This window comes from Neisseria subflava (assembly GCF_003044935.1).
Classification (GTDB): Bacteria; Pseudomonadota; Gammaproteobacteria; order Burkholderiales; family Neisseriaceae; genus Neisseria; species Neisseria subflava_E.
Genome location: NZ_POXP01000004.1, coordinates 65,341 through 89,257, shown reverse-complemented (window position 1 = coordinate 89,257; position 23,917 = coordinate 65,341). Strand labels below are relative to the sequence as shown.

Here is a 23,917-nt window from a genome sequence, read left to right as displayed (position 1 = left end):
GGCGGACTTGGTACATCCGTATCAAGTTTAACTTTGTCTGAAAGGCAGGCCAATCGTAGCCCGCCCCTTTACTTAAAAGGAAAATAATCATGACTTTAGGTCTGGTTGGACGCAAAGTTGGTATGACTCGCGTGTTCGACGAACAGGGTGTTTCTGTTCCGGTAACTGTTTTGGATATGTCTGCCAACCGCGTTACACAAGTGAAATCCAAAGATACTGACGGCTACACTGCTGTACAAGTTACCTTTGGTCAGAAAAAAGCTAATCGTGTCAACAAAACTGAAGCCGGTCACTTTGCTAAAGCAGGTGTTGAAGCTGGTCGCGGTTTGGTTGAGTTTGCTTTGACTGAAGAAAAACTGGCTGAATTGAAAGCCGGTGATGAAATTACCGTTTCTATGTTTGAAGTTGGTCAATTGGTAGATGTAACCGGTACCTCTAAAGGTAAAGGTTTCTCTGGTACGATCAAACGTCATAACTTCGGTGCTCAACGTACTTCCCACGGTAACTCCCGTTCCCACCGTGTTCCTGGTTCTATCGGTATGGCACAAGACCCTGGCCGCGTGTTCCCTGGTAAGCGTATGGCAGGTCAATACGGCAACACTAAAGCAACTGTTCAAAAATTGGAAGTTGTGCGTGTTGATGCTGAACGCCAACTCTTGTTGGTTAAAGGTGCTGTTCCGGGTTCGGTTAACAGTGACGTCGTGGTTCGTCCTAGCGTGAAAGTAGGTGCGTAATGGAATTGAAAGTAATTGACGCTAAAGGACAAGTATCTGGCAGCTTGGCTGTTTCTGATGCTTTGTTTGCTCGTGAATACAATGAAGCTCTGGTTCACCAACTGGTTACTGCTTACTTGGCAAATGCCCGTTCTGGTAATCGTGCTCAAAAAACTCGTGCCGAAGTAAACCACTCTACTAAAAAACCATGGCGCCAAAAAGGTACCGGTCGTGCTCGCTCCGGTATGACTTCTTCTCCGCTGTGGCGTAAAGGTGGTCGTGCATTCCCAAACAAACCTGACGAAAACTTTACTCAAAAAGTGAACCGTAAAATGTACCGTGCCGGTATGGCGACTATTTTGTCCCAATTGGCTCGTGACGAACGTTTGTTTGCAATCGAAGCATTGACTGCTGAAACTCCTAAAACCAAAGTTTTTGCCGAACAAGTGAAAAACTTGGGTTTGGAGCAAGTGCTGTTTGTAACTAAACAGCTCGACGAGAATGTTTACTTGGCTTCACGCAACTTGCCTAACGTATTGGTTTTGGAAGCTCAACAAGTTGATCCTTACAGCTTGCTGCGTTACAAAAAAGTCGTTATCACTAAAGATGCAGTTGCACAATTAGAGGAGCAATGGGTATGAATCAACAACGTTTGACTCAAGTAATCTTGGCACCTATCGTTTCTGAAAAAAGCAACGTATTGGCTGAAAAACGTAACCAAATGACGTTTAAAGTTTTGGCAAATGCAACCAAACCTGAAATTAAAGCGGCTGTTGAGCTGCTGTTCGGCGTTCAAGTTGCAGACGTTACTACTGTTACCATTAAAGGTAAAGTTAAACGTTTTGGTCGCACTTTAGGTCGTCGCAGCGATGTTAAAAAGGCTTATGTAAGCTTGGCTGCCGGTCAAGAGTTGGATTTGGAAGCCGCTGCTGCAGCTGCAGATAAGGAATAAACAAAATGGCAATCGTTAAAATGAAGCCGACCTCTGCAGGCCGTCGCGGCATGGTTCGCGTGGTAACAGAAGGTTTGCACAAAGGTGCACCTTATGCACCTCTGCTGGAAAAGAAAAATTCTACTGCCGGTCGTAACAACAATGGTCATATCACTACCCGTCATAAAGGCGGTGGTCATAAACATCATTACCGCGTAGTAGATTTTAAACGTAACAAAGACGGTATCCCTGCAAAAGTAGAGCGTATCGAATATGACCCTAACCGTACTGCATTTATCGCATTGTTGTGCTATGCAGATGGTGAGCGTCGCTACATCATTGCTCCTCGTGGTATTCAAGCCGGTGCAGTATTGGTTTCCGGTGCTGAAGCTGCTATCAAAGTAGGTAACACTCTGCCGATCCGCAATATTCCTGTTGGTACAACTATTCACTGTATCGAAATGAAACCTGGTAAAGGTGCGCAAATTGCACGTTCTGCTGGTGCTTCTGCGGTATTGCTTGCAAAAGAAGGCGCTTACGCACAAGTTCGTTTGCGTTCTGGTGAAGTGCGCAAAATTAGCGTGAATTGCCGTGCAACTATCGGTGAAGTTGGTAACGAAGAACAAAGCCTGAAAAAAATCGGTAAAGCTGGTGCTAACCGCTGGCGTGGTATTCGTCCGACCGTTCGTGGTGTTGTAATGAACCCTGTTGATCACCCACATGGTGGTGGTGAAGGCCGTACTGGTGAGGCTCGCGAACCGGTTAGCCCATGGGGTACTCCTGCTAAGGGCTACCGCACTCGTAATAATAAACGCACGGATAACATGATTGTTCGTCGTCGTTACTCAAATAAAGGTTAATTAGTATGGCTCGTTCATTAAAAAAAGGCCCATATGTAGACCTGCATTTGCTGAAAAAAGTAGATGCTGCTCGTGCAAGCAACGACAAACGCCCAATTAAAACTTGGTCACGTCGTTCTACCATTTTGCCTGATTTCATCGGTCTAACTATCGCTGTTCACAACGGTCGCACTCACGTGCCTGTGTTCATCAGCGACAACATGGTTGGTCATAAATTAGGTGAGTTCTCATTGACCCGTACCTTTAAAGGCCACTTGGCTGATAAAAAGGCTAAAAAGAAATAAGGTGAATCATGAGAGTAAGTGCACAACATAAAAACGCCCGTATTTCAGCTCAAAAAGCTCGTTTGGTAGCTGATTTGATTCGTGGTAAAGACGTTGCCCAAGCTTTGAATATCTTGGCATTCAGCCCTAAAAAAGGTGCTGAGCTGATTAAAAAAGTGTTGGAATCAGCAATCGCCAATGCCGAGCACAACAATGGTGCTGACATTGACGAACTGAAAGTGGTAACTATCTTTGTTGACAAAGGCCCAAGCTTGAAACGTTTCCAAGCTCGTGCCAAAGGTCGCGGTAACCGCATCGAGAAACAAACTTGTCATATTAACGTGACAGTGGGCAACTAAGGAAAAGCTATGGGACAAAAGATTAACCCTACAGGCTTTCGCCTGGCGGTAACTAAAGACTGGGCTTCAAAATGGTTTGCTAAAAGCACCGACTTTTCTACTGTTTTGAAACAAGATATTGATGTTCGTAACTACTTGCGTAAAAAACTGGCTAATGCTTCAGTTGGTCGCGTAGTGATCGAGCGTCCTGCTAAATCTGCACGTATTACCATTCACTCTGCTCGTCCAGGTGTGGTTATTGGTAAAAAAGGCGAAGATATCGAAATCTTGAAACGTGACTTGCAAGCTCTGATGGGTGTGCCTGTTCATGTAAATATTGAAGAGATTCGCCGTCCTGAATTGGATGCGCAAATCATTGCTGATGGTATTGCCCAGCAGCTTGAAAAACGTGTTCAATTCCGTCGCGCTATGAAACGTGCAATGCAAAATGCAATGCGTTCTGGTGCTAAAGGCATCAAGATCATGACTTCAGGCCGTCTGAATGGTGCTGATATTGCTCGTAGCGAATGGTACCGTGAAGGTCGTGTACCTTTGCATACTTTGCGTGCGAACGTGGATTATGCAACTAGCGAAGCACACACTACTTATGGTGTACTGGGTCTGAAAGTTTGGGTTTATACAGAAGGTAATATTAAATCTTCTAAACCTGAGCATGAGAAGAAACAAAGAAAGGCAGGTGGACGTAATGCTGCAGCCAACTAGACTGAAATATCGCAAGCAACAAAAAGGTCGCAACACCGGTATTGCTACTCGCGGTAACAAAGTAAGTTTCGGTGAGTTCGGTTTGAAAGCCGTAGGCCGTGGTCGTTTGACTGCCCGCCAAATCGAAGCTGCTCGTCGTACTATGACTCGTCATATTAAACGTGGCGGTCGTATTTGGATTCGTGTATTCCCTGATAAACCAATTACTGAGAAACCTATTCAAGTTCGTATGGGTGGCGGTAAAGGTAATGTGGAATATTACATTGCTGAAGTTAAACCAGGCAAAGTATTGTACGAAATGGACGGTGTTCCTGAGTCTTTGGCTCGTGAAGCATTTGAATTGGCCGCTGCCAAATTGCCTATTCCTACAACCTTTGTAGTAAGACAGGTGGGTCAATAATGAAAGCAAATGAATTGAAAGACAAATCTATTGAGCAATTAAACTCTGATTTGTTGGACTTGTTGAAAGCTCAGTTTGGCTTACGCATGCAAAATGCAACCGGTCAGTTGGGTAAATCTAGCGAGTTGAAACGTGTACGTCGCGATATTGCTCGTATTAAAACCATTTTAACTGAAAAAGGTGCTAAGTAATGAGCGAAGCTAAAAATGTTCGTACTTTGCAAGGCAAAGTGGTAAGCGACAAAATGGACAAAACTGTTACAGTATTGGTTGAGCGTAAAGTTAAACACCCTCTGTACGGTAAAATTATTCGTTTATCAACTAAAATCCATGCTCATGATGAAAACAATCAATATGGCATTGGTGATGTAGTGGTAATCGAGGAATCTCGTCCTTTGTCAAAAACCAAGTCTTGGGTTGTGAAAGAATTGGTTGAGAAAGCGCGTACTGTTTGATTTAAAACACAGTAATGTAGCTTAATAAGAAACGAAGTCTTGCAGCAAAGTTAATTTGCGTGTAAACTTCGTTTCTTATCTTCCAGCTTCTTATGGAAGTTTCTCTCCCTTCGGGATCCAAGACTGGTTTACTAGAACCGTGATGGTTTCATTTAATAAGCAGCTTAAAGTAAGGTGCGAGTTATATGAAAGTGGTAAATTAAGTTGGTTAATTTAAAGGTACTAATATGATTCAAATGCAGACCATCTTAGATGTGGCTGATAACTCTGGTGCGCGTCGCGTAATGTGCATCAAAGTATTGGGCGGATCTAAGCGTCGCTACGCTTCTGTTGGCGACATTATTAAAGTTGCAGTTAAAGATGCAGCCCCACGTGGTCGTGTCAAAAAAGGTGATGTATACAATGCGGTAGTTGTTCGTACTGCTAAGGGTGTGCGTCGTCCTGATGGTGCGTTAATTAAATTCGATAACAATGCTGCTGTGTTATTGAATAATAAACTTGAACCTTTGGGTACTCGTATTTTTGGTCCGGTAACCCGTGAATTGCGTACTGAGCGATTTATGAAAATCGTTTCATTGGCGCCTGAAGTATTATAAGGAATAGCGCGATGAATAAAATCATTAAAGGCGATCAGGTTGTAGTGATTACCGGTAAAGATAAAGGTAAGCAAGGTCAAGTAGTTCGAGTGTTGGGTGATAAAGTTGTTGTTGAGGGTGTTAATGTTGTAAAACGCCATCAAAAACCTAATCCAATGCGCGGTATTGAGGGTGGTATTATTACTAAAGAAATGCCTTTGGATATTTCTAATGTTGCAATCCTGAATCCGGAAACTAATAAAGCAGACCGTGTTGGTATTAAGCTGATTGAAAATGAAGGCAAAGTTAAACGCGTTCGTTTCTTCAAATCAAATGGCTCTATCATTGGAGCATAAGGAGATAACATGGCTCGTTTGAGAGAGTTTTATAAAGATACAGTTGTTCCTGAATTGGTTAAACAATTTGGTTACAAATCAGTAATGGAAGTTCCACGTATTGAAAAAATCACCTTGAATATGGGTGTAGGTGAAGCTGTTGCTGATAAAAAAGTTATGGAACACGCTGTTTCTGATTTAGAGAAAATTGCTGGTCAAAAACCAGTTGTTACTGTTGCTCGTAAATCTATCGCAGGTTTTAAAATCCGTGATAACTATCCAGTTGGTTGCAAAGTAACATTGCGTCGTGATCAAATGTTTGAATTTTTAGATCGTTTGATTACTATTGCATTGCCTCGCGTACGTGACTTCCGTGGTGTAAGCGGTAAATCATTTGATGGTCGTGGCAATTACAATATGGGCGTTCGTGAGCAAATTATTTTCCCGGAAATTGAATACGATAAAATCGATGCTTTGCGTGGTTTGAATATTACTATTACAACTACTGCAAAAACTGATGAAGAAGCGAAAGCTTTGTTGTCACTGTTCAAGTTTCCGTTTAAAGGATAATCATGGCTAAGAAAGCACTTATTAATCGTGAGCTGAAACGTCAAGCATTGGCGAAAAAGTTTGCAGCTAAACGTGAGGCAATTTTCGCTGTTATTAATGATGCTAATGCGACTGAAGAAGAACGTTTTGAGGCACGTTTGAAATTTCAATCCATTCCTCGTAATGCAGCACCTGTACGTCAACGTCGTCGTTGTGCTTTAACAGGTCGTCCTCGTGGCACTTTCCGTAAATTTGGTTTGGGCCGTATTAAAATCCGTGAAATCGCTATGCGTGGCGAGATCCCTGGTGTTGTTAAAGCTAGCTGGTAATAGGAGTATAAATAATGAGTATGCATGATCCTATTTCCGATATGTTGACTCGTATTCGCAATGCGCAACGTGCTAATAAAGCAGCAGTTGCCATGCCTTCTTCTAAACTGAAATGTGCAATTGCAAAAGTTCTGAAAGAAGAAGGTTATATCGAGGATTTTGCGGTTTCTGCTGATGCAAAACCGGTATTGGAAATTCAATTGAAATACTATGCAGGTCGTCCTGTGATTGAGCAAATTAAACGTGTTTCACGTCCAGGTTTGCGTATTTACAAAGCATCAAGTGAGATCCCTAGCGTAATGAATGGCCTGGGTGTCGCTATTGTTAGTACTTCTAAAGGTGTAATGACTGATCGCAAAGCCCGTTCTGAGGGTGTTGGTGGTGAGTTGTTGTGCATCGTAGCCTAGTGGAGAAAAGTAAATGTCACGCGTCGCAAAAAACCCAGTGACTGTTCCTGCTGGTGTAGAAGTAAAATTCGGAACAGATGCATTGGTTATCAAAGGTAAAAACGGCGAATTGTCTTTTCCTTTGCATTCCGATGTTGCTATTGAACTGAACGATGGTAAATTGACTTTTGCTGCAAAAAATGACAGTAAACAGGCTAATGCTATGTCTGGTACTGCTCGTGCATTGGTTAATAACATGGTTAAGGGTGTTTCTGAAGGTTTTGAGAAAAAACTTCAATTGATTGGTGTGGGTTATCGTGCCCAAGCTCAGGGCAAAGTTTTGAACTTGTCTTTGGGTTTCTCTCATCCAATCGTATACGAAATGCCTGAAGGTGTTTCTGTTCAAACTCCTAGCCAAACAGAAATCGTTTTGACTGGTGCAGATAAACAAGTGGTTGGCCAAGTCGCTGCTGAAATTCGTGCATTCCGTTCTCCTGAGCCTTATAAAGGTAAAGGTGTTCGTTATGTGGGTGAAGTAGTAGTGATGAAAGAAGCCAAGAAAAAATAATTGAGGTTCACTAATGGATAAACATACAACCCGACTCCGTCGTGCACGCAAAACCCGTGCGCGTATTGCGGACTTGAAAATGGTAAGATTATGTGTGTTCCGCAGCAATAATCATATTTATGCTCAAGTAATTAGTGCTGAAGGTGATAAAGTATTGGCTCAAGCCTCTACATTGGAAGCTGAAGTACGTAGTAGCCTGAAATCAGGTAGCAACGTTGAAGCAGCAGCTGTAGTTGGTAAGCGTATTGCTGAAAAAGCTAAAGCAGTGGGTGTTGAAAAAGTTGCTTTTGACCGTTCAGGTTTCCAATATCACGGTCGTGTGAAAGCTTTGGCTGAAGCTGCACGTGAAAATGGTTTAAGCTTCTAATATTTGGAGACTTTCAGATGGCAAAACATGAAATTGAAGAACGCGGTGACGGCCTGATTGAAAAGATGGTCGCAGTTAATCGCGTGACTAAAGTAGTTAAAGGTGGCCGTATCATGGCTTTCTCTGCACTGACTGTTGTTGGTGATGGTGATGGTCGCATCGGTATGGGCAAAGGTAAATCAAAAGAAGTACCAGTTGCTGTTCAAAAAGCAATGGATCAAGCTCGACGCTCTATGATTAAAGTACCTTTGAAAAACGGTACTATTCATCATGAAGTTATTGGTCGTCATGGTGCTACTAAGGTATTTATGCAACCTGCTAAAGAAGGTAGCGGTGTGAAAGCTGGTGGTCCAATGCGTTTAGTATTTGATGCTATGGGTATTCATAACATTTCAGCTAAAGTACATGGTTCTACTAATCCTTACAATATTGTACGCGCTACATTAGACGGTTTGTCTAAATTGTATACCCCTGCTGATATTGCTGCTAAACGTGGCTTGACAGTAGAAGATATTTTGGGAGCTAACCATGACTGAGCAAAAAAAGATTAAAGTTACATTGGTTAAGAGCCTGATCGGTACAATTGAATCTCATCGTGCATGTGCTCGCGGTTTAGGTTTGCGCCGTCGTGAACATACTGTAGAGGTTTTGGATACCCCTGAAAACCGTGGCATGATCAATAAAATCAGCTACTTGTTGAAAGTGGAGTCTTAATATGTTTTTGAATACTATTCAACCTGCTGAGGGTGCTACTCACGCTAGTCGTCGTGTAGGCCGTGGTATTGGTAGCGGCTTGGGTAAGACAGGTGGTCGTGGTCATAAAGGTCAAAAAAGTCGTTCTGGTGGCTTCCACAAGGTAGGTTTTGAAGGCGGTCAAATGCCTTTGCAACGTCGTCTGCCGAAACGTGGTTTCAAATCTTTGACTGCAGCCGCTAATGCTGAAGTTCGTTTGAGTGAATTGAATCTGATTGCTGTGAACGAGATTGATGTCTTGGTTCTTAAACAAGCTGGTCTGATTCCTGCAACTGCTTCTAATGTAAAAGTTATTGCTTCTGGTGAAATCTCAAAAGCAGTTACCTTGAAAGGTGTAAAAGCTACTAAAGGTGCTAAAGCTGCTATTGAAGCTGCCGGTGGTAAAGTAGAAGAATAAGGCTTGCACTACAGTGGCTAATCAACAATCTTTATCAGGATTATCCAAATTTGGTGATCTGAAAAAACGTCTGGTGTTCCTTTTAGGTGCTTTAGTCGTTTTCCGTATTGGTGCTCATATACCGGTACCGGGCGTAGATGCTGTTGCATTAGCTAAGTTATACGAAGGCGCTGCAAACGGCATATTCGGAATGTTAAATATGTTCTCGGGTGGTTCGTTGGAGCGCTTTAGTATATTTGCAATTGGTATCATGCCTTATATTTCATCGTCGATTATTGTTCAGCTTGCTTCTGAAATTGTTCCTTCTTTAAAAGCTTTAAAGAAGGAAGGTGAGGCTGGTAGGAAAATAATTACGAAATATACTAGGTATGGGACGGTATTATTGGCTGTATTGCAAAGCTTTGGTGTTGCAACATTTGTTTATCAACAAGGTGTTGTTGTAACGAGTTCGCTTGAGTTTCATATTTCTACAGTGGTCTGTTTGGTTACAGGTACTATGTTTCTGATGTGGTTAGGGGAGCAAATTACCGAGCGTGGTATTGGTAATGGTATTTCTTTAATTATTACAGCAGGCATTGTATCGGGTATCCCATCCGGTATTGTTCGGTTATTAACTTTGACTGAACAAGGCTCTATGAGTATGTTGATGGCGGTATCAATTGTGATTGGTATTTTGCTGTTGATCTATGCTGTAGTTTATTTTGAGAGTGCTCAGCGTAAAGTTCCTGTGCATTATGCTAAAAGACAGTTTGGCTCTGGAATGATGCCGGGACAAAGCATTCATATGCCGTTCAAGCTAAATATGGCAGGTGTTATTCCTCCTATTTTTGCTTCCAGTATTATTTTATTTCCATCTACACTTTTAGGTTGGTTTGGTTCAAATAGTACGAATTCTGTTCTTCATAAGGTTGCTGCAATGCTGCAACACGGACAGCCTTTGTATATTGGATTATTTGCAACAACTATTATCTTCTTCTGCTATTTCTATACTGCTTTAGTATTTAGCCCTAAAGAAATGGCTGAGAATTTGAAGAAAAGTGGTGCATTTGTACCTGGGATCCGCCCAGGTGAGCAAACTTCTAGATATTTGGAAAAAGTTGTACTGAGACTAACATTATTTGGTGCTTTGTATATCACTACAATCTGTCTGATACCTGAATTTTTAACGACAGCATTGAATGTACCTTTCTATTTAGGCGGAACATCTTTGCTTATCTTGGTTGTCGTTACAATGGATTTTAGGACGCAAATCAATTCCTACGTAATGAGCAGTCAGTATGAAGATTTGATGAGTCGTCCAGATATGAAATCTTTATCACGTAAGTAGGCTTATGGCTAAAGAAGATACCATACAGATGCAGGGTGAAATCCTTGAGACTTTGCCCAATGCAACGTTTAAAGTAAAACTGGAAAATGATCATGTAGTACTTGGTCATATCTCTGGAAAAATGCGAATGCACTATATCCGTATTTCTCCAGGTGATAAGGTAACAGTTGAATTAACTCCTTATGATTTAACCCGTGCTCGGATTGTTTTCCGAGCAAGATAAACGATAAAAGGAAATAAAATGCGTGTACAACCTTCTGTAAAGAAAATTTGTCGCAATTGCAAGATTATTCGTCGTAATCGTGTAGTTCGCGTAATTTGTACTGACCCACGTCACAAACAACGTCAAGGTTAAGAAGCTAGTTTTCTTAACTATTGATTTTGTGGTATAGTGACATACTTTGCCCTAAAAAGGAAAAAATATGGCTCGTATTGCAGGGGTAAATATCCCTAATAATGCCCATATCGTAATTGGCCTTCAGGCTATTTATGGTATTGGTGCGACTCGTGCTAAATTGATTTGTGAGGCAGCAAATATTGCTCCTACTACTAAAGCAAAAGATTTGGACGAGGCTCAATTAGACGCTTTGCGTGAGCAAGTTGCTAAATATGAAGTTGAAGGCGATTTGCGTCGTGAAGTAACGATGAGCATTAAACGACTGATGGATATGGGTTGCTATCGCGGCTTCCGTCATCGTCGTGGCTTGCCTTGTCGTGGTCAACGCACTCGCACAAATGCTCGTACCCGTAAAGGTCCGCGCAAAGCGATTGCCGGTAAGAAATAAATTTTAAGGAATTTGATTAATGGCTAAAGCAAACACAGCTTCGCGTGTACGTAAAAAAGTACGTAAAACCGTAAGCGAAGGTATTGTGCACGTTCATGCATCTTTCAACAATACCATCATTACAATCACTGACCGTCAAGGCAATGCATTGTCTTGGGCTACCTCTGGCGGCGCTGGTTTTAAAGGTTCTCGTAAAAGTACACCATTTGCAGCACAAGTTGCAGCAGAAGCAGCTGGTAAAGTTGCCCAAGAGTATGGCGTTAAAAATTTAGAAGTTCGCATTAAAGGCCCTGGCCCTGGTCGCGAATCTTCTGTACGTGCTTTAAACGCTCTTGGTTTCAAGATTACCAGCATTACTGACGTTACCCCGTTGCCTCATAACGGTTGCCGTCCGCCTAAAAAACGTCGTATTTAATATTGGAGTGATTTAAAACATGGCACGTTATATTGGCCCTAAATGTAAATTAGCACGTCGCGAAGGTACGGATCTGTTTTTGAAGAGTGCACGTCGCTCTTTGGATTCCAAATGTAAAATGGATTCTGCACCTGGTCAACACGGTGCGAAAAAACCACGTTTGTCAGACTACGGTTTGCAATTGCGTGAAAAACAAAAAATCCGTCGTATTTATGGCGTATTAGAGCGTCAATTCCGTCGTTACTTCGCGGAAGCAGCTCGTCGTAAAGGCTCTACCGGTGAATTGCTGCTGCAATTGCTGGAGTCCCGTTTGGACAATGTCGTTTACCGTATGGGTTTCGGCTCTACTCGCGCCGAAGCACGTCAATTGGTTTCTCACAAAGCTATCGTCGTAAACGGTCAAGTTGTTAATATCCCTTCTTTCCAAGTTAAAGCAGGTGATGTTGTAGCTGTTCGTGAAAAAGCTAAGAAACAAGTACGTATCCAAGAAGCATTGAGCCTGGCTACTCAAATTGGCTTGCCAAGCTGGGTATCTGTTGATGCCGACAAATTGGAAGGCGTATTCAAAAATATGCCGGATCGCTCAGAATTGTCTGGCGATATTAATGAACAGCTGGTGGTAGAGTTCTACTCTAAATAATGCTAGCTCAATGAGGGACAGTTAAATGCAAAATAGCACAACCGAATTTTTGAAACCTCGTCAAATCGATGTAGATACTTTGTCTTCCACTCGGGCCAAGGTGTCTATGCAGCCATTTGAACGTGGTTTTGGTCATACTTTAGGTAATGCTTTGCGTCGTATCTTACTGTCATCCATGAATGGCTTTGCCCCAACTGAAGTAGTTATTTCCGGCGTATTGCACGAATACTCTACTATTGATGGTGTTCAAGAGGATGTTGTTGACGTTCTCTTGAACATTAAAGGTATCGTATTCAAGCTCCACGGTCGTAACCAAGTTCAGTTGACTTTGAAGAAAACAGGTGCCGGTGCAGTTGTAGCCGGTGATATTGATTTGCCACACGATGTGGAAATCATCAATCCTGAACATGTTATTTGCCACTTGGCTGACAATGGCCAAATCGACATGGAAATTAAAGTAGAGCAAGGTCGTGGTTATCAATCTGTTTCAGGTCGTCGCGTATTGCGTGATGAGAACAAACAGATTGGTGCGATTCAGTTGGATGCGAGCTTTTCGCCCATCAGTCGTGTTAGCTTTGAAGTTGAACCTGCACGCGTAGAGCAACGTACGGATTTGGATAAATTGGTTTTAGATATTGAAACCAATGGTTCTATTGATCCGGAAGAGGCTGTACGTAGTGCCGCACGTATCTTAATTGACCAAATGTCTATTTTTGCAGATCTGCAAGGTACTCCGGTTGAAGAGGTTGAAGAAAAAGCACCTCCTATCGATCCTATCTTGTTGCGTCCTGTAGATGATTTGGAATTAACCGTACGTTCAGCTAATTGTCTGAAAGCTGAAGATATTTACTATATTGGCGATTTGATTCAACGTACTGAAACCGAGCTTCTCAAGACCCCTAATTTGGGTCGTAAATCTTTGAATGAGATCAAAGAAGTGTTGGCCTCTAAAGGTTTGACATTAGGTTCCAAATTAGAAGCTTGGCCGCCTGTAGGCTTAGAAAAGCCGTAAGTTTGAAGATTAAAGGATAATGACATGCGTCATCGTAATGGCAACCGCAAATTAAACCGTACTAGCAGCCACCGTGCTGCGATGCTGCGCAATATGGCGAATTCCTTGTTGACTCACGAAACCATCGTGACAACTTTGCCTAAAGCAAAAGAATTGCGCCGCGTAGTTGAGCCCTTGATTACCTTGGGTAAAAAACCTTCTTTGGCAAACCGTCGTTTGGCTTTTGACCGCACTCGCGATCGTGATGTTGTAGTTAAATTGTTTGACGAATTGGGTCCACGCTTTGCTGCTCGTAACGGCGGCTATGTTCGTGTACTGAAATACGGTTTCCGTAAAGGCGACAATGCTCCTTTGGCATTGGTTGAATTGGTTGATAAAGCAGCTGATTCTGCTGAATAAGCAAATTGATATGAAAGCACTACCTGTTTAGGTAGTGCTTTTTTCATTTAGGAAGTCTCTATTTTATTTTACAACGCTACAATTTTATTGTTTCATTCAATGGGGTGAATATAGTTGTAGCTCCCTTTCTCATTTTGTCGTAACTCAAGCCTTTGAAAAAGGCGGTATCTTCTAAACCCAGTAGCTTACGGGCTTGTGCGTAAGTCAGTTTCTTTTTATACGGCTGATTTATAAGTATGGCACGTTCGGTATCGGTCAATGGCCGCTCGCTACCTTGCTCTAAAATACGCAAGTTGTTCAGCTTGGTCAGTCAGATAAAACGTTCGGCTGTGTAGGTGTCTTTGGTGGCTTTCGGTTCTGTCGGTTCAAAGGTGCGGGGCATCGTTTTATCTAGATGGCAGGGATTAAAAAGGCCGTCTGAAATTTCAGACGGCCTTTGGTTTTACCAGATATCGGATTTGATTTTGCGTTTCAAGCCCGGGTGTTCAGAGAGTTTGAACTCTGGGTCTTTACCCATTTTCAGCTTGGCTGTGTAGTCTTTCAACAGCAGGAAGGCAAGTGGGGACAGGAGCAGGATGGCAACGAGGTTAATCCATGCCATGATGCCCATGGCCATGTCTGCCATATCCCATACCAAGGGTACGTTGGCAACTGCGCCGAAGTAGACCCATGCCAAAACCAGCATACGGAAAACGGCGGTAATCAGCCAATGGCTCTTGATGAATTGGACGTTGGACTCAGCATAGGCATAGTTGCCGATAACGGTTGAAAAGGCAAACATAAACAGGATGGCGGCAAGGAAGCCCGCGCCCCATTCGCCTACCTGGCTGACGATTGCCGCTTGGGTCAGCGCCGCACCGCTCAGGTCGCCGTAAGGCTGTTGATAGGTCAAGACGATAAAGGCGGTGCATGAGCAGACGATGATGGTATCAACGAAAACGCCCAGCATTTGAATCATGCCTTGGGAGACGGGGTGTTTCACTTCGGCTGCGGCTGCGGCGTTCGGCGCGGAACCCATACCCGCCTCATTGGAATACAGGCCGCGTTTGATACCCTGCATCATGGTGGTCGAAATCAGACCGCCGAGGAAACCGCCTGCAGCCGAATCGAAGTTGAACGCGTTGGAGAAAATCTGACCGAACACATCAGGAATTAGGGAAATATTGGTAGCAATGATGAAGAGTGCTATGACGAGATATAAAACCGCCATCAGCGGAACGATAATTTCCGCGGCTTTAGATACGCGACGGATACCGCCGAAGATAATCGGGGCAGTCAGAATGACCAGGGCGACACCGACATAGTGTTGATCCCAGCCCCATGCCGCTTTGGTGGTATCGGCGATGGTATTGGTCTGTACGGCTTCAAATACAAAGCCGAAACAGAAAATCAGGCTCAGGGCGAACAAAACGCCCAGCCATTTTTGTCCCAGGCCTTGAGTTATGTAGTAGGCAGGACCGCCGCGGAAGTGGTGGTTGTCGTAGTCCCGGACTTTAAAGAGTTGGGCCAGTGAAGATTCGACAAACGCCGAACTCATGCCGATTAAGGCAGTTACCCACATCCAGAATACCGCGCCCGGCCCGCCGAGTTTGATGGCAATCGCCACACCGGCGATGTTGCCCACACCTACGCGGCTGGCCAAGCCGGTAACAAATGCTTGGAACGGTGTGATTCCGTGCGGATCATCACCTTGTTTGCGACCGCCTAGCATTTCTTTGATACTGCGGCCGAAGAGGCGGAATTGTACAAAACCGGTGGTAATGGTAAAAAATAGGCCTGCGCCTAAAAGCATATATACCAATCCCGACCACATTGGGTCGTTGATGGCGTTTACCCAGCCGTGAAGCTGTTCGAAAAATTGATCCATACAAACCTTTCAGAGTTTCTGCATTTTCAGACGGCCTGTGTGTGTGGGCTGCCTGTAATTGGATGTATTCTAGCAGACTGTCAACAAATTGAAAAACGTTTACATATTCTTTTTTATATTATCTTTTTGATTATCATGTAATTTTATTATTATGGTGTAAAGGATTTATTGATTTTAATTTTCCCATTTTACATATTTGAACAAAAAGGCCGTCTGAAAACAGAGTCTTGTTTTCAGACGGCCTTGATTTTATTTCAATGTGTTATTCAGGACGCATTTGCGGGAACAGAATCACGTCGCGGATGGTTTGCGAATCGGTCAGCAACATTACCAAGCGGTCGATGCCGATGCCGCAACCGCCGGTCGGTGGCAGGCCGAATTCCATGGCGCGGATGTAGTCGGCATCGTAGTGCATGGCTTCGTCGTCGCCGGCGTCTTTTTGCGCCACTTGTGCTTTGAAGCGTTCGGCTTGGTCTTCCGGATCGTTCAACTCAGAGTAGCCGTTTGCCAGTTCGCGGCCGACAACGAAAAGCTCGAAGCGTTCGGTCAGACCCGGTTTGCTGTCGGATGCGCGTGCCAATGGCGACACTTCGACAGGGTAGTCGATGATGAAAGTCGGGTTCCACAGTTTGCTTTCTGCGCAACCTTCAAACAGGGCAAGTTGCAGGCTACCGATGCCCGGAGAAGGAGGCAGGCTTTCGCCGTGTTTGACGATTTCTTTTTTCAGCCATTCTTCATCGTTCAACTGCTCATCGGTGTAGTGCGGATTGTATTTTTTGATGGCACCGAGAATGGTCAGGCGTTCAAACGGGCTTTCCAAATCGACTTCTTTGCCGTTGTAGCTGATTTTTGCCGTGCCGTTTACCGCGCGGGAAGCGTTGCGGATGATGTCTTCCGCCATTTGCATCATGCGTTCGTAGTCGGAGAAGGCTTCATAGAATTCGATCATGGTGAATTCGGGGTTGTGGCGCACGGACATGCCTTCGTTACGGAAGCTGCGGTTGATTTCAAACACGCGTTCCAAGCCGCCGACAACCAGGCGTTTCAGATACAGCTCGGGCGCAATGCGCAGATAGAGTGGAATGTCCAAGGCATTGTGGTGGGTAACGAACGGTTTTGCCGTCGCACCGCCTGGAATCGGGTGCATCATTGGGGTTTCAACTTCCAAATAATGCTCGTTGACCATGAAATTGCGCACGGATTGGATGATTTGGCTGCGTTTGATGAAGGTATTGCGCGATTCTTCGTTGGCAATCAAATCGACGTAGCGTTGACGGTATTTGGTTTCCTGATCGCTCAAGCCTTTATGTTTGTCGGGCAGAGGACGCAGGGATTTGGACAGCAGGCGGATGTTGGACACGCGCACGGTCAATTCGCCGTGGTTGGTTTTGAACAAAGTACCTTCCGTGCCAACGATGTCGCCCAGGTCCCAGTGGTTGAAGTCGTCCAAAACTTCTTGGCTCACGCCTTTGTTGTTCAAATAAAGCTGGATTTGACCGGTAACGTCTTGAATGGTGGCGAAGCTGGCTTTGCCCATTTGACGTTTGAGCATCATGCGGCCGGCTACTTTGACGGTAATGCCTTGCGGGTCGAGTTCTTCTTTGCTGATTTCACCGTATTGGGTGTGCAGGTCGGCGGCAAAGCTGTCGCGTTTGAAATCGTTAGGGTAGGCGTTGCGTTCTTTGCGGATGTTGTGCAGTTTCTCGCGGCGCAGGGCGATGATTTGGTTTTCGTCCAACTGCGGCTCGATTTGAGGATTGTTTTGTTCGCTCATGGTGTTTTCCGGAAAAATGAGTCAGGCTGCCGGAGTTTTCAGACGGCCTGAATAAAGTGAAAAATTGGCTCTATTTTACGCGATGTCGGTGTTTTTTTCTATAAAGGCAGAAAGGCCGTCTGAAACCTGAACTGCCCCCAAAAACTGTATTTTTGTGATCGGCTTGTCGGCGATGAAGGGATTTTTGCGGTGGTTGGTCATGATTTTGGACTGAAGGGTTTGAGTGCGCCTATGCCGCTTTCCTGACAGGCGGTTATCCAACGTTGCAGATGGGTGCGTGAGATGTGGTATTGGTCTTGGTATTTGAAGTGTAATGCATATAGGGACATAAAAAAACTGCACCTTGTTAGTTGGAGGGAGCAACTTTTGGGTGCAGTTCATTCTGCCTAATATCGTGTTCTTCAATTATCAAAACCTTTGGATTGAGATACGTAAATTGCCTCAATACGTCCCGTTTGACGGTAACGCCGAGTTTGATTCGGTGTTTCACCTTTACCCGGATAAATCCCTGTCCCCTGTTCTACTCTAAATCCGAAATGTTTTGGTTGGCGGGCAAATGTTGCGTATTCACGCGCTTCGATTTCTGATAGTTGGATTCCTTTGACTTTGCCCAGCTTGGATTCTGCGTCTTTAATCTTTATACCCGGGTGTACACCTGAAGTCGTGTGACAGGTAGGAGAATCGGTTTCCAAAAAATTAATTTTTTTATGCAGTTTTATAGGGGTATCAGGATCATCTTCCCCATCTTGAGAAGCGAAAACCAAGACGTCTTTAGATAGTGCGATGGCAACAAAAGACACGCCATCGGCATCGCTTGTTTTGTCCATTTTCGCCTTCGGGAATTTCTGTTTTACCTGCTTCAAGTTCTGCCCCAATTTAATTCCTCCGATACCGTCCTTTTGAATCAAACATTCGGCAGCAGCCGGCATAGCAAGACCCAAGATCAACGCGCTCATGATCCCGATTTTGTGCAACATGGTTACTTTCCTATTTAATAAAAATTAGTTATAAAAAAACTGCACCTTGTTAGTTGGAGTGGCAACTTTTTGGGTGCAGTTTAACCTGAAAAATCAGTTTCAGACGGCCTTTTGTTTCATGAAGGGCAGTATCGGCGGTTAGATATCGGTTTCTAAATAAACAACTTGGGTTTGCAGATATTCTTCCAAACCATGTTTGCCATCGGCGCCGCCGATACCTGATTTTTTCCAACCGGCATGGAAGCCCTGCATGGCTTCGAAGTTTTCGCGGTTGATGTAGGTTTCTCCGAAGCGCAGGCGACGGGTTACATAAAACGCTTCATTCAGATTGGTGGTATAGACGGAGCTGGTCAGGCCGAATTCGCTGTCGTTTGCCAAAGCGATGACTTGATCGAGCGTGTCGAAAGTGGCAACCGGCAGGACGGGGCCGAAGGTTTCTTCCTTCATAATGTCCATGCTGTTGTCGGTATCAGTCAGCAGGGTAGGTTCGAAGAAGTAGCCTTTACCGTCGGCACGTTTGCCGCCGCAAACCAAGGTTGCGCCTTGTCGAACTGCGCGTTCGACTTTCTCGGCAACGGATTTTACGGCGCGTTCTTCAATCAACGGCCCCATTTCCAGTGCGCCGGCTTCGGCTTCGGCCGGGTTGCCGTAGCGTACACCTTTCATGGCGGCGGTCATTTTTTCGATAAATGCGTCTTTCAGGCTGCTGTGGACATATACGCGTTCGGCGCAGTTACAGATTTGGCCGGTATTGCCCACGCGTGAAGCCAAGATGGATTTGACGGCCAAATCCAAGTCGGCATCTTTCAGGACGATGGCAGGGGCTTTGCCGCCCAGTTCCAGTGAGACTTTGGTAATGTTGGCGGAGGCGGCTTCCATCACTTGGCGGCCGGCATCGACAGAACCGGTCAGGCTGACCATATCGACTTGCGGATGCGATGCCAAGGCATTGCCGATTTCTGCGCCCGGGCCGTTGACGACGTTGAATACGCCGGCCGGTAAGCCTGAAGCATGAACGATTTCAGCAAAGATGTGGCAGTTAATCGGGGTAACGCTGCTTGGTTTGACGACGATGGTATTGCCAGTTACCAAAGCCGGGCCCATTTTGCGGGCGATCAGGAAGAATGGGAAGTTCCACGGCAAAATGCCGGCGATTACGCCCAAAGGACGTTTGAACAATAAAATGTTTTCGCGCGGACGGTCGCTCTGGATGATTTCGCCTTCATAACGGCGCGCCCATTCGGCTTGATAATCGAGATAATCGGCAGTGAACATAACTTCTATGCGTGCCAAATCTTTGGTTTTGCCGCCTTCGGCGACAATGGTATCCGTCAGCTCGTCGGCACGTTCGCGGATGCCTTGGGCAATTTTGCGCAGGTATACACCGCGCTCAACGGCAGGCAAACGCTCCCATGCAGTTTGTGCATCTCTGGCCGCGGCAACGGCACGGTCAACATCGGCTTTTCCGCCTTTAGGCTCACGCGCGATGACTTCTTCGGTTGCCGGATTCAATACATCACGCCATGTATCGTTAAAGTCGGTTTCAAAGCGGCCGTTGATATACATAGACAGTTGTTTCATCAAACCTTCTCCTGTTGTTGTAGTTGGATGTAGTTTTAGTCTATGCCTAAATTGTCTGGCATACAAGAGGATTTGGCATGGGTTGATGGTAGGTATTTGGAAGTTTTTAGAAAAAGATGTTGGGTGAGGAGTTGGGTTTGATTGATTCAAGAGGTTTGTGATGCTTTCAGTTACATCTATAACAGCATTGTGACAAAGCTCGAATATTATTGATGTTGATAATAAGGGAGGTATCAAGTGAAGAAAGGCTTGATGGAGAATATAAAAAAAACCTGCTTTTTTCAAAGCAGGTTTTCATATTTGGTGGGTCGTGAGCGATTCGAACGCTCGACCAACGGATTAAAAGTCCGCTGCTCTACCGACTGAGCTAACGACCCGATAAGCTGTGCATTATAGGGAGCTTGTTTCTTTTCGTCAACTGTTTTTTTGAAATTTTTTTCAAAAAACGTAAATCGGCTGTCATTTGGCGTTAATTCTTCCTTTTTTGAGCATTTATTATGTTATGATTATCTAATCTGTCAGTTCTGATGGATATTTTTTAGACCAAAGGATATACAACATGAAAAAATTATTGATTGCTGCGATGATGGTAGCCGGCTTGGCGGCGTGTACACAAGAAGCGAAAAAAGAAACCCAAGAGGCGGCTTCTGCTGTTGCTTCCGATGTAAACACTGCTGCTGAAAATGCAGCTTCTACTGTTGATGCTGCTGCTTCTGAAGCCAAAGGTGCAGCTGAGCAAGCTGTTTCTGATGTTAAAGACGCTGCTGCAGATGCTAAAGCAACTGCAGATAAAGCAGTTTCTGACGCAAAAGATGCTGCCGGTAAAGCGGTTGAAGAAGCTAAAGATGCAGTTTCTGATGCTAAAGATGCTGCCAAAGACGCAGCTAAAGACGCTATGGGTAAAGCAGCCGATGCGACTCAAGAAGCTGCCGACAAATTGAAAGACGCTGCTAAATAAGCTGGTGTTTGATATTTGAAAAGGCCGTCTGAAATGTTCAGACGGCCTTTTTATATCGGCAGATTATTTTTTCTCTTGCTGACGCGTGTACACCAAAGAAGTCAGGATGGACGCACCCAGTGCGCCGAAGACGACGGACAGCGAAATGGAAATCGGGATATGCACCCAGTGCATAATCAGCATCTTGATGCCGATAAAGCTCAATACGAAAGCCAAGCCGTATTTGAGGAAAATAAAGCGTTCGGCAAAGTCTGCCAGTAAGAAGTACATGGCACGCAGGCCCAAGATGGCAAAAATGTTGGAAGTGAGGACGATGAAAGGGTCGGTGGTTACGGCAAAAATAGCGGGGATGCTGTCCACGGCGAAGATGACGTCGCTCAATTCGATCATAATCAATACCAGCAAAAGCGGCGTAGCAATACGTTTGCCGTTTTCGATGGTAAAGAATTTTTCACCGTCAAACTGTTGGCTGGTCGGGATGACTTTTTTGAGCAGGGTCAGGATCTTGTTTTGGGAAAGGTCTTCTTCAGCTTCGGCTTCGGGCTTCATCATGTGAATGCCGGTGTATAAGAGGAATGCGCCGAAGAGGTACAAAATCCATTCAAATTGTTGTACCAAGGCTGCGCCGATGAAGATCATGATGGCGCGCAGGACGATGGCGCCGAATACGCCATAGAGCAAGACGCGATGTTGGAATTTGGGTTCGACTTTGAAGTAGCCGAAAATCATCAGGAAAACGAAGATGTTATCAACGGCAAGGGATTTTTCAAGCACATAGCCGGTGAAGAATTCGAGGACTTTTTCTTTGGCGACAACGGCCCCGTAAGTTGGGTTGCCCGCCAGTTCAAAATAGAGCCAGCCTGCAAACGTGCAGGATACGGCCACCCAAATGCCGCTCCAGGCGAGGGCTTCTTTGATGCTGACTTTGTGGGCGCCGTTTTTTTTCAGCGATACCATATCGATGGCGATCATGATTAAGACGGCAATAAAGAAGATGCCGTAAAACATCGGCGAGCCGACGGACGGGTATTGGGTCATAAACAATCCTTGTGTGTGGGGTATGGGTAAGGTTTACCAAGACAGGTAGAACATTGCTTTGGCAAAAAAGACGATAAACAGCATATGGCTGAATACAACGGCGTGTATGTATTTCGACCAGCCGACGGTGAGGGTGTGCCGTGCCATTTTGACGACGGCGATGGCAAAATGTACCAAAACGCTTATTGCCAACAGGATTTTGATGCTCAGCATGATGCCGAAAGAGCTGTCGAATGGGTGGTGCAGTATCGGCAGGTAGCGGTTGTACACCATCACGATGCCGCTGATGAACAGGGTAATGACGACAGGCGGCATTACGCGGACGGCACGATAGGACATGGCATGTTCGACTTCGCGGCGCGATTCGCGTGAAACGCGGCCGGTGTGTAAAACGGAGAGGACCAGCATTTCGAAAAATACGCCGCCGACAAAGGCAATCGCGCAATAAACGTGGATGATGTGTGCCAGTGCGTAGATACTCATGACGGGTGTTTCCGGTAATTCAGACAAGTCGTCATTGTATCACTACCGAATGCGGTTGATGCATGCGCAATTTTATGCTAAATATATTAAATTTTATAAATATTCTATTGGAATTGCCGTTTGTTTTTGAGGTTAACCGTTCATCAAGGGCGTTATCTTAGTTTAATCTGTCTTTACTTATCAGAAAATATATTAATGAAAGGTTGTGCCATACTGCTCCATATAAAGCTTAATCCCTGATGGAGAATCAAACCATGAAGAAAACTTTTGCAAAAACTGTGACCTTGATCATGCTGGCCGCTTCTTTGGGTGCATGTGCCAATATGACTCAAACCCAACGCAACACTGCTGCTGGTGCGGTATTGGGTGGTGTGGCAGGTAACTTGATTGGTGGCGATACTGGCTCTACCTTGGGTGGTGCGGCTTTGGGTGGTGTTATCGGCAGTCAGGTTCATACTCGCTACTAATCCTTTATTCGGTTAAAAATAAAAAGGCCGTCTGAACATTCAGACGGCCTTTTGTTTTACGGTTTATTCGTTGACGAAGGTTACACCGGTCAGTTGCGATTGCAAAATGGCAGTACGCAAAGCAGTCAGTGCTTTGGGACGGACAAAGTTGCGACGATAGGCCAAAACGACACGGCGGTGCGGTGCAGTACCTTCAAACGGGATAATGCTGAAAAGCATGTGGTCGTTTTCGGTCAATGCGGTAGCCGGCATGACGCTGATGGCCAGGCCGCTGGCAACCATGTGGCGGATGGTATTGATGGAGCTGCCTTGCAGGGTATTGGTCAAGCCCTGGATTTTTTGCTTGGAAGCCAATTCGGAACAGCTCGCCAACACTTGGTCGCGCATACAGTTGCCTTCAGACAGCAGCAACACTTGTTCTTCGCTCAAAAGTTGAGGCGTAACGGCATCGAGTTCTTCAAAGTGATGACCTTTGGGAACAATGACGAAGAAAGGTTCGTCATACAGAGGCTCAGTCACGATGCCCGGCTCTTGGAACGGTTCGGCAACGACGATTGCATCGACATCGCCACGTTTGAGCGACTCGGTCAGGATGTGGGTATAGTTCTCTTCCAGCATCAGCGGCATTTTCGGCGCGGTTTCACGCAGCGCGGTAATGAGCTTGGGCAGAAGGTAGGGGGCAACGGTGAAAATCAGGCCGAGTTTAAACGCGCCTTCCAATTCGTTTTGCTCTTCATTGGCAAGGTGCTTGATGAGTTCTGCTTCTTCCAGAACCCGGCGGGCTTGGGCAACAATGCGCTCGCCCGCTTCGGTCGTGATGATGTCGTTGCTGCTACGGTCGAACAGGGATACCGACAGCTCTTCCTCCAGCTTTTTGATGGCGATGGAGAGGGTGGGCTGGCTGACAAAGCAGCGTCGTGCGGCACGTCCGAAGTGACGTTCTTGTGCGACGGCTACGATGTAACGCAATTCGGTCAAGGTCATGTGTTAAGCCTTTTTTTGTTCCGGCAGGGTGATGTTCAGCTCAAGAACGTCTAAGCCGTCTTGTTTCTCTTGGGAGATGCGGATGTCGTCCAATGATACGTTGACGTATTTGGACAGGACTTCCAACAACTCTTTACGCAGGGTCGGCAGATAGTCCGGAGCTTGGCCTTCTTGTGCACGCTCTTGCGCGATGATGATTTGCAGGCGGTCGCGCGCGACTGTGGCGGTTTTCGGCTTTCTGCCGAACAGCATATCGAGCAGGGACATGT

General features: G+C 45.2%; 39 protein-coding genes, 1 tRNA gene and 1 pseudogene. 30 read left to right on the top strand and 11 right to left on the bottom strand.

Features of this window, described 5'->3' with window-relative positions; translation table 11 throughout:
• Positions 1-89 precede the first annotated feature (89 nt).
• From rplC to rplQ, 28 genes are all read left to right on the top strand, one after another.
• Positions 90-734, top strand: coding sequence for a 50S ribosomal protein L3 (gene rplC / locus DBY95_RS10165; protein ID WP_004464584.1), 645 nt, complete (start codon positions 90-92; stop codon positions 732-734).
• Positions 734-1,354 carry a 50S ribosomal protein L4 gene (gene rplD, locus DBY95_RS10160; protein ID WP_003684798.1) on the top strand — a complete coding sequence of 207 codons (621 nt, stop codon included), beginning with the start codon at positions 734-736 and terminating at the stop codon, positions 1,352-1,354. Before rplC ends, rplD begins: the two co-directional genes overlap by 1 nt.
• Positions 1,351-1,665 (top strand): 50S ribosomal protein L23, encoded by a 315-nt coding sequence (gene rplW / locus DBY95_RS10155; protein WP_002243944.1) that lies wholly within the window; start codon positions 1,351-1,353, stop codon positions 1,663-1,665. The genes rplD and rplW overlap by 4 nt, the downstream gene beginning before the upstream one ends.
• 5 nt (positions 1,666-1,670) lie before the next feature.
• Positions 1,671-2,504, top strand: a complete 834-nt coding sequence (rplB, locus tag DBY95_RS10150; protein ID WP_003684813.1) for a 50S ribosomal protein L2 — start codon at positions 1,671-1,673, stop codon at positions 2,502-2,504.
• A 5-nt stretch (positions 2,505-2,509) separates the two neighbouring features.
• Complete coding sequence (gene rpsS / locus DBY95_RS10145) at positions 2,510-2,788, top strand: 30S ribosomal protein S19 (protein ID WP_002215422.1); 279 nt, start codon at positions 2,510-2,512, stop codon at positions 2,786-2,788.
• A gap of 8 nt (positions 2,789-2,796) precedes the next feature.
• Entirely contained in the window at positions 2,797-3,126 is a 330-nt protein-coding gene (gene rplV / locus DBY95_RS10140; protein ID WP_003749277.1) for a 50S ribosomal protein L22, read from the top strand.
• A gap of 9 nt (positions 3,127-3,135) precedes the next feature.
• Positions 3,136-3,828 carry a 30S ribosomal protein S3 gene (gene rpsC, locus DBY95_RS10135; RefSeq protein WP_003684753.1) on the top strand — a complete coding sequence of 231 codons (693 nt, stop codon included), beginning with the start codon at positions 3,136-3,138 and terminating at the stop codon, positions 3,826-3,828.
• Positions 3,812-4,228, top strand: a complete 417-nt coding sequence (gene rplP / locus DBY95_RS10130; RefSeq protein ID WP_003684741.1) for a 50S ribosomal protein L16 — start codon at positions 3,812-3,814, stop codon at positions 4,226-4,228. Before rpsC ends, rplP begins: the two co-directional genes overlap by 17 nt.
• Complete coding sequence (rpmC, locus tag DBY95_RS10125; protein WP_003684705.1) at positions 4,228-4,419, top strand: 50S ribosomal protein L29; 192 nt, start codon at positions 4,228-4,230, stop codon at positions 4,417-4,419. The genes rplP and rpmC overlap by 1 nt, the downstream gene beginning before the upstream one ends.
• Complete coding sequence (gene rpsQ / locus DBY95_RS10120) at positions 4,419-4,682, top strand: 30S ribosomal protein S17 (protein WP_003684766.1); 264 nt, start codon at positions 4,419-4,421, stop codon at positions 4,680-4,682. Before rpmC ends, rpsQ begins: the two co-directional genes overlap by 1 nt.
• 227 nt (positions 4,683-4,909) lie before the next feature.
• Positions 4,910-5,278: a 50S ribosomal protein L14 gene (gene rplN, locus DBY95_RS10115; RefSeq protein WP_002215434.1), complete on the top strand. Its 369-nt coding sequence runs from the start codon at positions 4,910-4,912 to the stop codon at positions 5,276-5,278.
• Between the two features lie 11 nt (positions 5,279-5,289).
• Positions 5,290-5,613, top strand: a complete 324-nt coding sequence (gene rplX / locus DBY95_RS10110) for a 50S ribosomal protein L24 (RefSeq protein ID WP_036493506.1) — start codon at positions 5,290-5,292, stop codon at positions 5,611-5,613.
• 9 nt (positions 5,614-5,622) lie between these two features.
• Positions 5,623-6,162 carry a 50S ribosomal protein L5 gene (gene rplE / locus DBY95_RS10105; protein ID WP_003684750.1) on the top strand — a complete coding sequence of 180 codons (540 nt, stop codon included), beginning with the start codon at positions 5,623-5,625 and terminating at the stop codon, positions 6,160-6,162.
• A gap of 2 nt (positions 6,163-6,164) precedes the next feature.
• Positions 6,165-6,470: a 30S ribosomal protein S14 gene (gene rpsN, locus DBY95_RS10100; RefSeq protein ID WP_003684736.1), complete on the top strand. Its 306-nt coding sequence runs from the start codon at positions 6,165-6,167 to the stop codon at positions 6,468-6,470.
• Positions 6,471-6,484: 14 nt separating this feature from the next.
• Positions 6,485-6,877: a 30S ribosomal protein S8 gene (gene rpsH, locus DBY95_RS10095; protein WP_003684738.1), complete on the top strand. Its 393-nt coding sequence runs from the start codon at positions 6,485-6,487 to the stop codon at positions 6,875-6,877.
• A 13-nt stretch (positions 6,878-6,890) separates the two neighbouring features.
• A complete protein-coding gene (rplF, locus tag DBY95_RS10090) occupies positions 6,891-7,424 on the top strand; it encodes a 50S ribosomal protein L6 (protein ID WP_004464590.1) in 534 nt (177 codons plus the stop codon).
• A gap of 13 nt (positions 7,425-7,437) precedes the next feature.
• Positions 7,438-7,791, top strand: a complete 354-nt coding sequence (gene rplR, locus DBY95_RS10085) for a 50S ribosomal protein L18 (protein WP_003749287.1) — start codon at positions 7,438-7,440, stop codon at positions 7,789-7,791.
• Positions 7,792-7,808: 17 nt separating this feature from the next.
• A complete protein-coding gene (gene rpsE, locus DBY95_RS10080; RefSeq protein WP_003684704.1) occupies positions 7,809-8,327 on the top strand; it encodes a 30S ribosomal protein S5 in 519 nt (172 codons plus the stop codon).
• Positions 8,320-8,505 carry a 50S ribosomal protein L30 gene (gene rpmD, locus DBY95_RS10075; protein WP_003684808.1) on the top strand — a complete coding sequence of 62 codons (186 nt, stop codon included), beginning with the start codon at positions 8,320-8,322 and terminating at the stop codon, positions 8,503-8,505. The genes rpsE and rpmD overlap by 8 nt, the downstream gene beginning before the upstream one ends.
• A 1-nt stretch (position 8,506) precedes the next feature.
• Complete coding sequence (rplO, locus tag DBY95_RS10070) at positions 8,507-8,941, top strand: 50S ribosomal protein L15 (RefSeq protein WP_004520192.1); 435 nt, start codon at positions 8,507-8,509, stop codon at positions 8,939-8,941.
• 13 nt (positions 8,942-8,954) lie between these two features.
• Positions 8,955-10,268 carry a preprotein translocase subunit SecY gene (gene secY / locus DBY95_RS10065; RefSeq protein WP_101756298.1) on the top strand — a complete coding sequence of 438 codons (1,314 nt, stop codon included), beginning with the start codon at positions 8,955-8,957 and terminating at the stop codon, positions 10,266-10,268.
• 4 nt (positions 10,269-10,272) lie between these two features.
• On the top strand, positions 10,273-10,491 hold the full coding sequence (gene infA, locus DBY95_RS10060; protein WP_003684714.1) for a translation initiation factor IF-1: 219 nt from the start codon (positions 10,273-10,275) through the stop codon (positions 10,489-10,491).
• Between the two features lie 18 nt (positions 10,492-10,509).
• Positions 10,510-10,623, top strand: coding sequence for a 50S ribosomal protein L36 (gene rpmJ, locus DBY95_RS10055; protein WP_003697674.1), 114 nt, complete (start codon positions 10,510-10,512; stop codon positions 10,621-10,623).
• Positions 10,624-10,690: 67 nt separating this feature from the next.
• On the top strand, positions 10,691-11,053 hold the full coding sequence (gene rpsM / locus DBY95_RS10050; RefSeq protein WP_003749295.1) for a 30S ribosomal protein S13: 363 nt from the start codon (positions 10,691-10,693) through the stop codon (positions 11,051-11,053).
• 19 nt (positions 11,054-11,072) lie between these two features.
• Positions 11,073-11,468 (top strand): 30S ribosomal protein S11, encoded by a 396-nt coding sequence (gene rpsK / locus DBY95_RS10045; RefSeq protein ID WP_002216249.1) that lies wholly within the window; start codon positions 11,073-11,075, stop codon positions 11,466-11,468.
• A gap of 19 nt (positions 11,469-11,487) precedes the next feature.
• Complete coding sequence (gene rpsD, locus DBY95_RS10040; protein WP_039863983.1) at positions 11,488-12,108, top strand: 30S ribosomal protein S4; 621 nt, start codon at positions 11,488-11,490, stop codon at positions 12,106-12,108.
• Between the two features lie 25 nt (positions 12,109-12,133).
• Positions 12,134-13,120 carry a DNA-directed RNA polymerase subunit alpha gene (locus DBY95_RS10035; protein WP_003684706.1) on the top strand — a complete coding sequence of 329 codons (987 nt, stop codon included), beginning with the start codon at positions 12,134-12,136 and terminating at the stop codon, positions 13,118-13,120.
• Positions 13,121-13,144: 24 nt separating this feature from the next.
• The gene (gene rplQ, locus DBY95_RS10030; protein WP_003684792.1) at positions 13,145-13,519 is read left to right on the top strand and encodes a 50S ribosomal protein L17; all 375 of its coding nucleotides are present in this window, start codon (positions 13,145-13,147) and stop codon (positions 13,517-13,519) included.
• Between the two features lie 109 nt (positions 13,520-13,628).
• Here the strand turns inward: rplQ and DBY95_RS10025 are convergent.
• The 7 genes and pseudogenes from DBY95_RS10025 to DBY95_RS09995 form a co-directional block, all read right to left on the bottom strand.
• Positions 13,629-13,892 (bottom strand): annotated as a pseudogene (locus tag DBY95_RS10025) (type II CRISPR RNA-guided endonuclease Cas9); the annotation flags it as partial.
• A gap of 69 nt (positions 13,893-13,961) precedes the next feature.
• Complete coding sequence (locus DBY95_RS10020) at positions 13,962-15,386, bottom strand: alanine/glycine:cation symporter family protein (RefSeq protein ID WP_101756299.1); 1,425 nt, start codon at positions 15,384-15,386, stop codon at positions 13,962-13,964.
• Between the two features lie 262 nt (positions 15,387-15,648).
• Positions 15,649-17,160, bottom strand: a complete 1,512-nt coding sequence (lysS, locus tag DBY95_RS10015; RefSeq protein ID WP_107724222.1) for a lysine--tRNA ligase — start codon at positions 17,158-17,160, stop codon at positions 15,649-15,651.
• A 197-nt stretch (positions 17,161-17,357) separates the two neighbouring features.
• Entirely contained in the window at positions 17,358-17,489 is a 132-nt protein-coding gene (locus tag DBY95_RS10765; RefSeq protein ID WP_283120566.1) for a hypothetical protein, read from the bottom strand.
• Positions 17,490-17,561: 72 nt separating this feature from the next.
• The gene (locus DBY95_RS10005; protein WP_107724221.1) at positions 17,562-18,137 is read right to left on the bottom strand and encodes a hypothetical protein; all 576 of its coding nucleotides are present in this window, start codon (positions 18,135-18,137) and stop codon (positions 17,562-17,564) included.
• A gap of 138 nt (positions 18,138-18,275) precedes the next feature.
• Positions 18,276-19,718: an aldehyde dehydrogenase gene (gene aldA / locus DBY95_RS10000; RefSeq protein WP_107724220.1), complete on the bottom strand. Its 1,443-nt coding sequence runs from the start codon at positions 19,716-19,718 to the stop codon at positions 18,276-18,278.
• Positions 19,719-20,019: 301 nt separating this feature from the next.
• A tRNA-Lys gene (locus DBY95_RS09995) sits at positions 20,020-20,095 on the bottom strand.
• 182 nt (positions 20,096-20,277) lie between these two features.
• Between DBY95_RS09995 and DBY95_RS09990 the strand changes: the two genes are divergently transcribed.
• A complete protein-coding gene (locus DBY95_RS09990; protein WP_070765189.1) occupies positions 20,278-20,676 on the top strand; it encodes an Ag473 family lipoprotein in 399 nt (132 codons plus the stop codon).
• A 63-nt stretch (positions 20,677-20,739) separates the two neighbouring features.
• Here the strand turns inward: DBY95_RS09990 and DBY95_RS09985 are convergent, their stop codons facing one another.
• Complete coding sequence (locus DBY95_RS09985) at positions 20,740-21,714, bottom strand: TerC family protein (protein ID WP_070645670.1); 975 nt, start codon at positions 21,712-21,714, stop codon at positions 20,740-20,742.
• 33 nt (positions 21,715-21,747) lie between these two features.
• Positions 21,748-22,197 carry a CopD family copper resistance protein gene (locus DBY95_RS09980; RefSeq protein ID WP_070624655.1) on the bottom strand — a complete coding sequence of 150 codons (450 nt, stop codon included), beginning with the start codon at positions 22,195-22,197 and terminating at the stop codon, positions 21,748-21,750.
• A 254-nt stretch (positions 22,198-22,451) separates the two neighbouring features.
• On the opposite strand from DBY95_RS09980, the gene DBY95_RS09975 reads away from it, so the two are divergent.
• Positions 22,452-22,664 (top strand): glycine zipper 2TM domain-containing protein, encoded by a 213-nt coding sequence (locus DBY95_RS09975; protein ID WP_003684747.1) that lies wholly within the window; start codon positions 22,452-22,454, stop codon positions 22,662-22,664.
• Between the two features lie 63 nt (positions 22,665-22,727).
• Here the strand turns inward: DBY95_RS09975 and DBY95_RS09970 are convergent, their stop codons facing one another.
• Together DBY95_RS09970 and minE are read right to left on the bottom strand one after the other, a co-directional pair.
• Entirely contained in the window at positions 22,728-23,648 is a 921-nt protein-coding gene (locus tag DBY95_RS09970; protein WP_003749313.1) for a hydrogen peroxide-inducible genes activator, read from the bottom strand.
• Between the two features lie 3 nt (positions 23,649-23,651).
• A complete protein-coding gene (gene minE, locus DBY95_RS09965; RefSeq protein ID WP_003680625.1) occupies positions 23,652-23,915 on the bottom strand; it encodes a cell division topological specificity factor MinE in 264 nt (87 codons plus the stop codon).
• Positions 23,916-23,917: the final 2 nt, after the last annotated feature.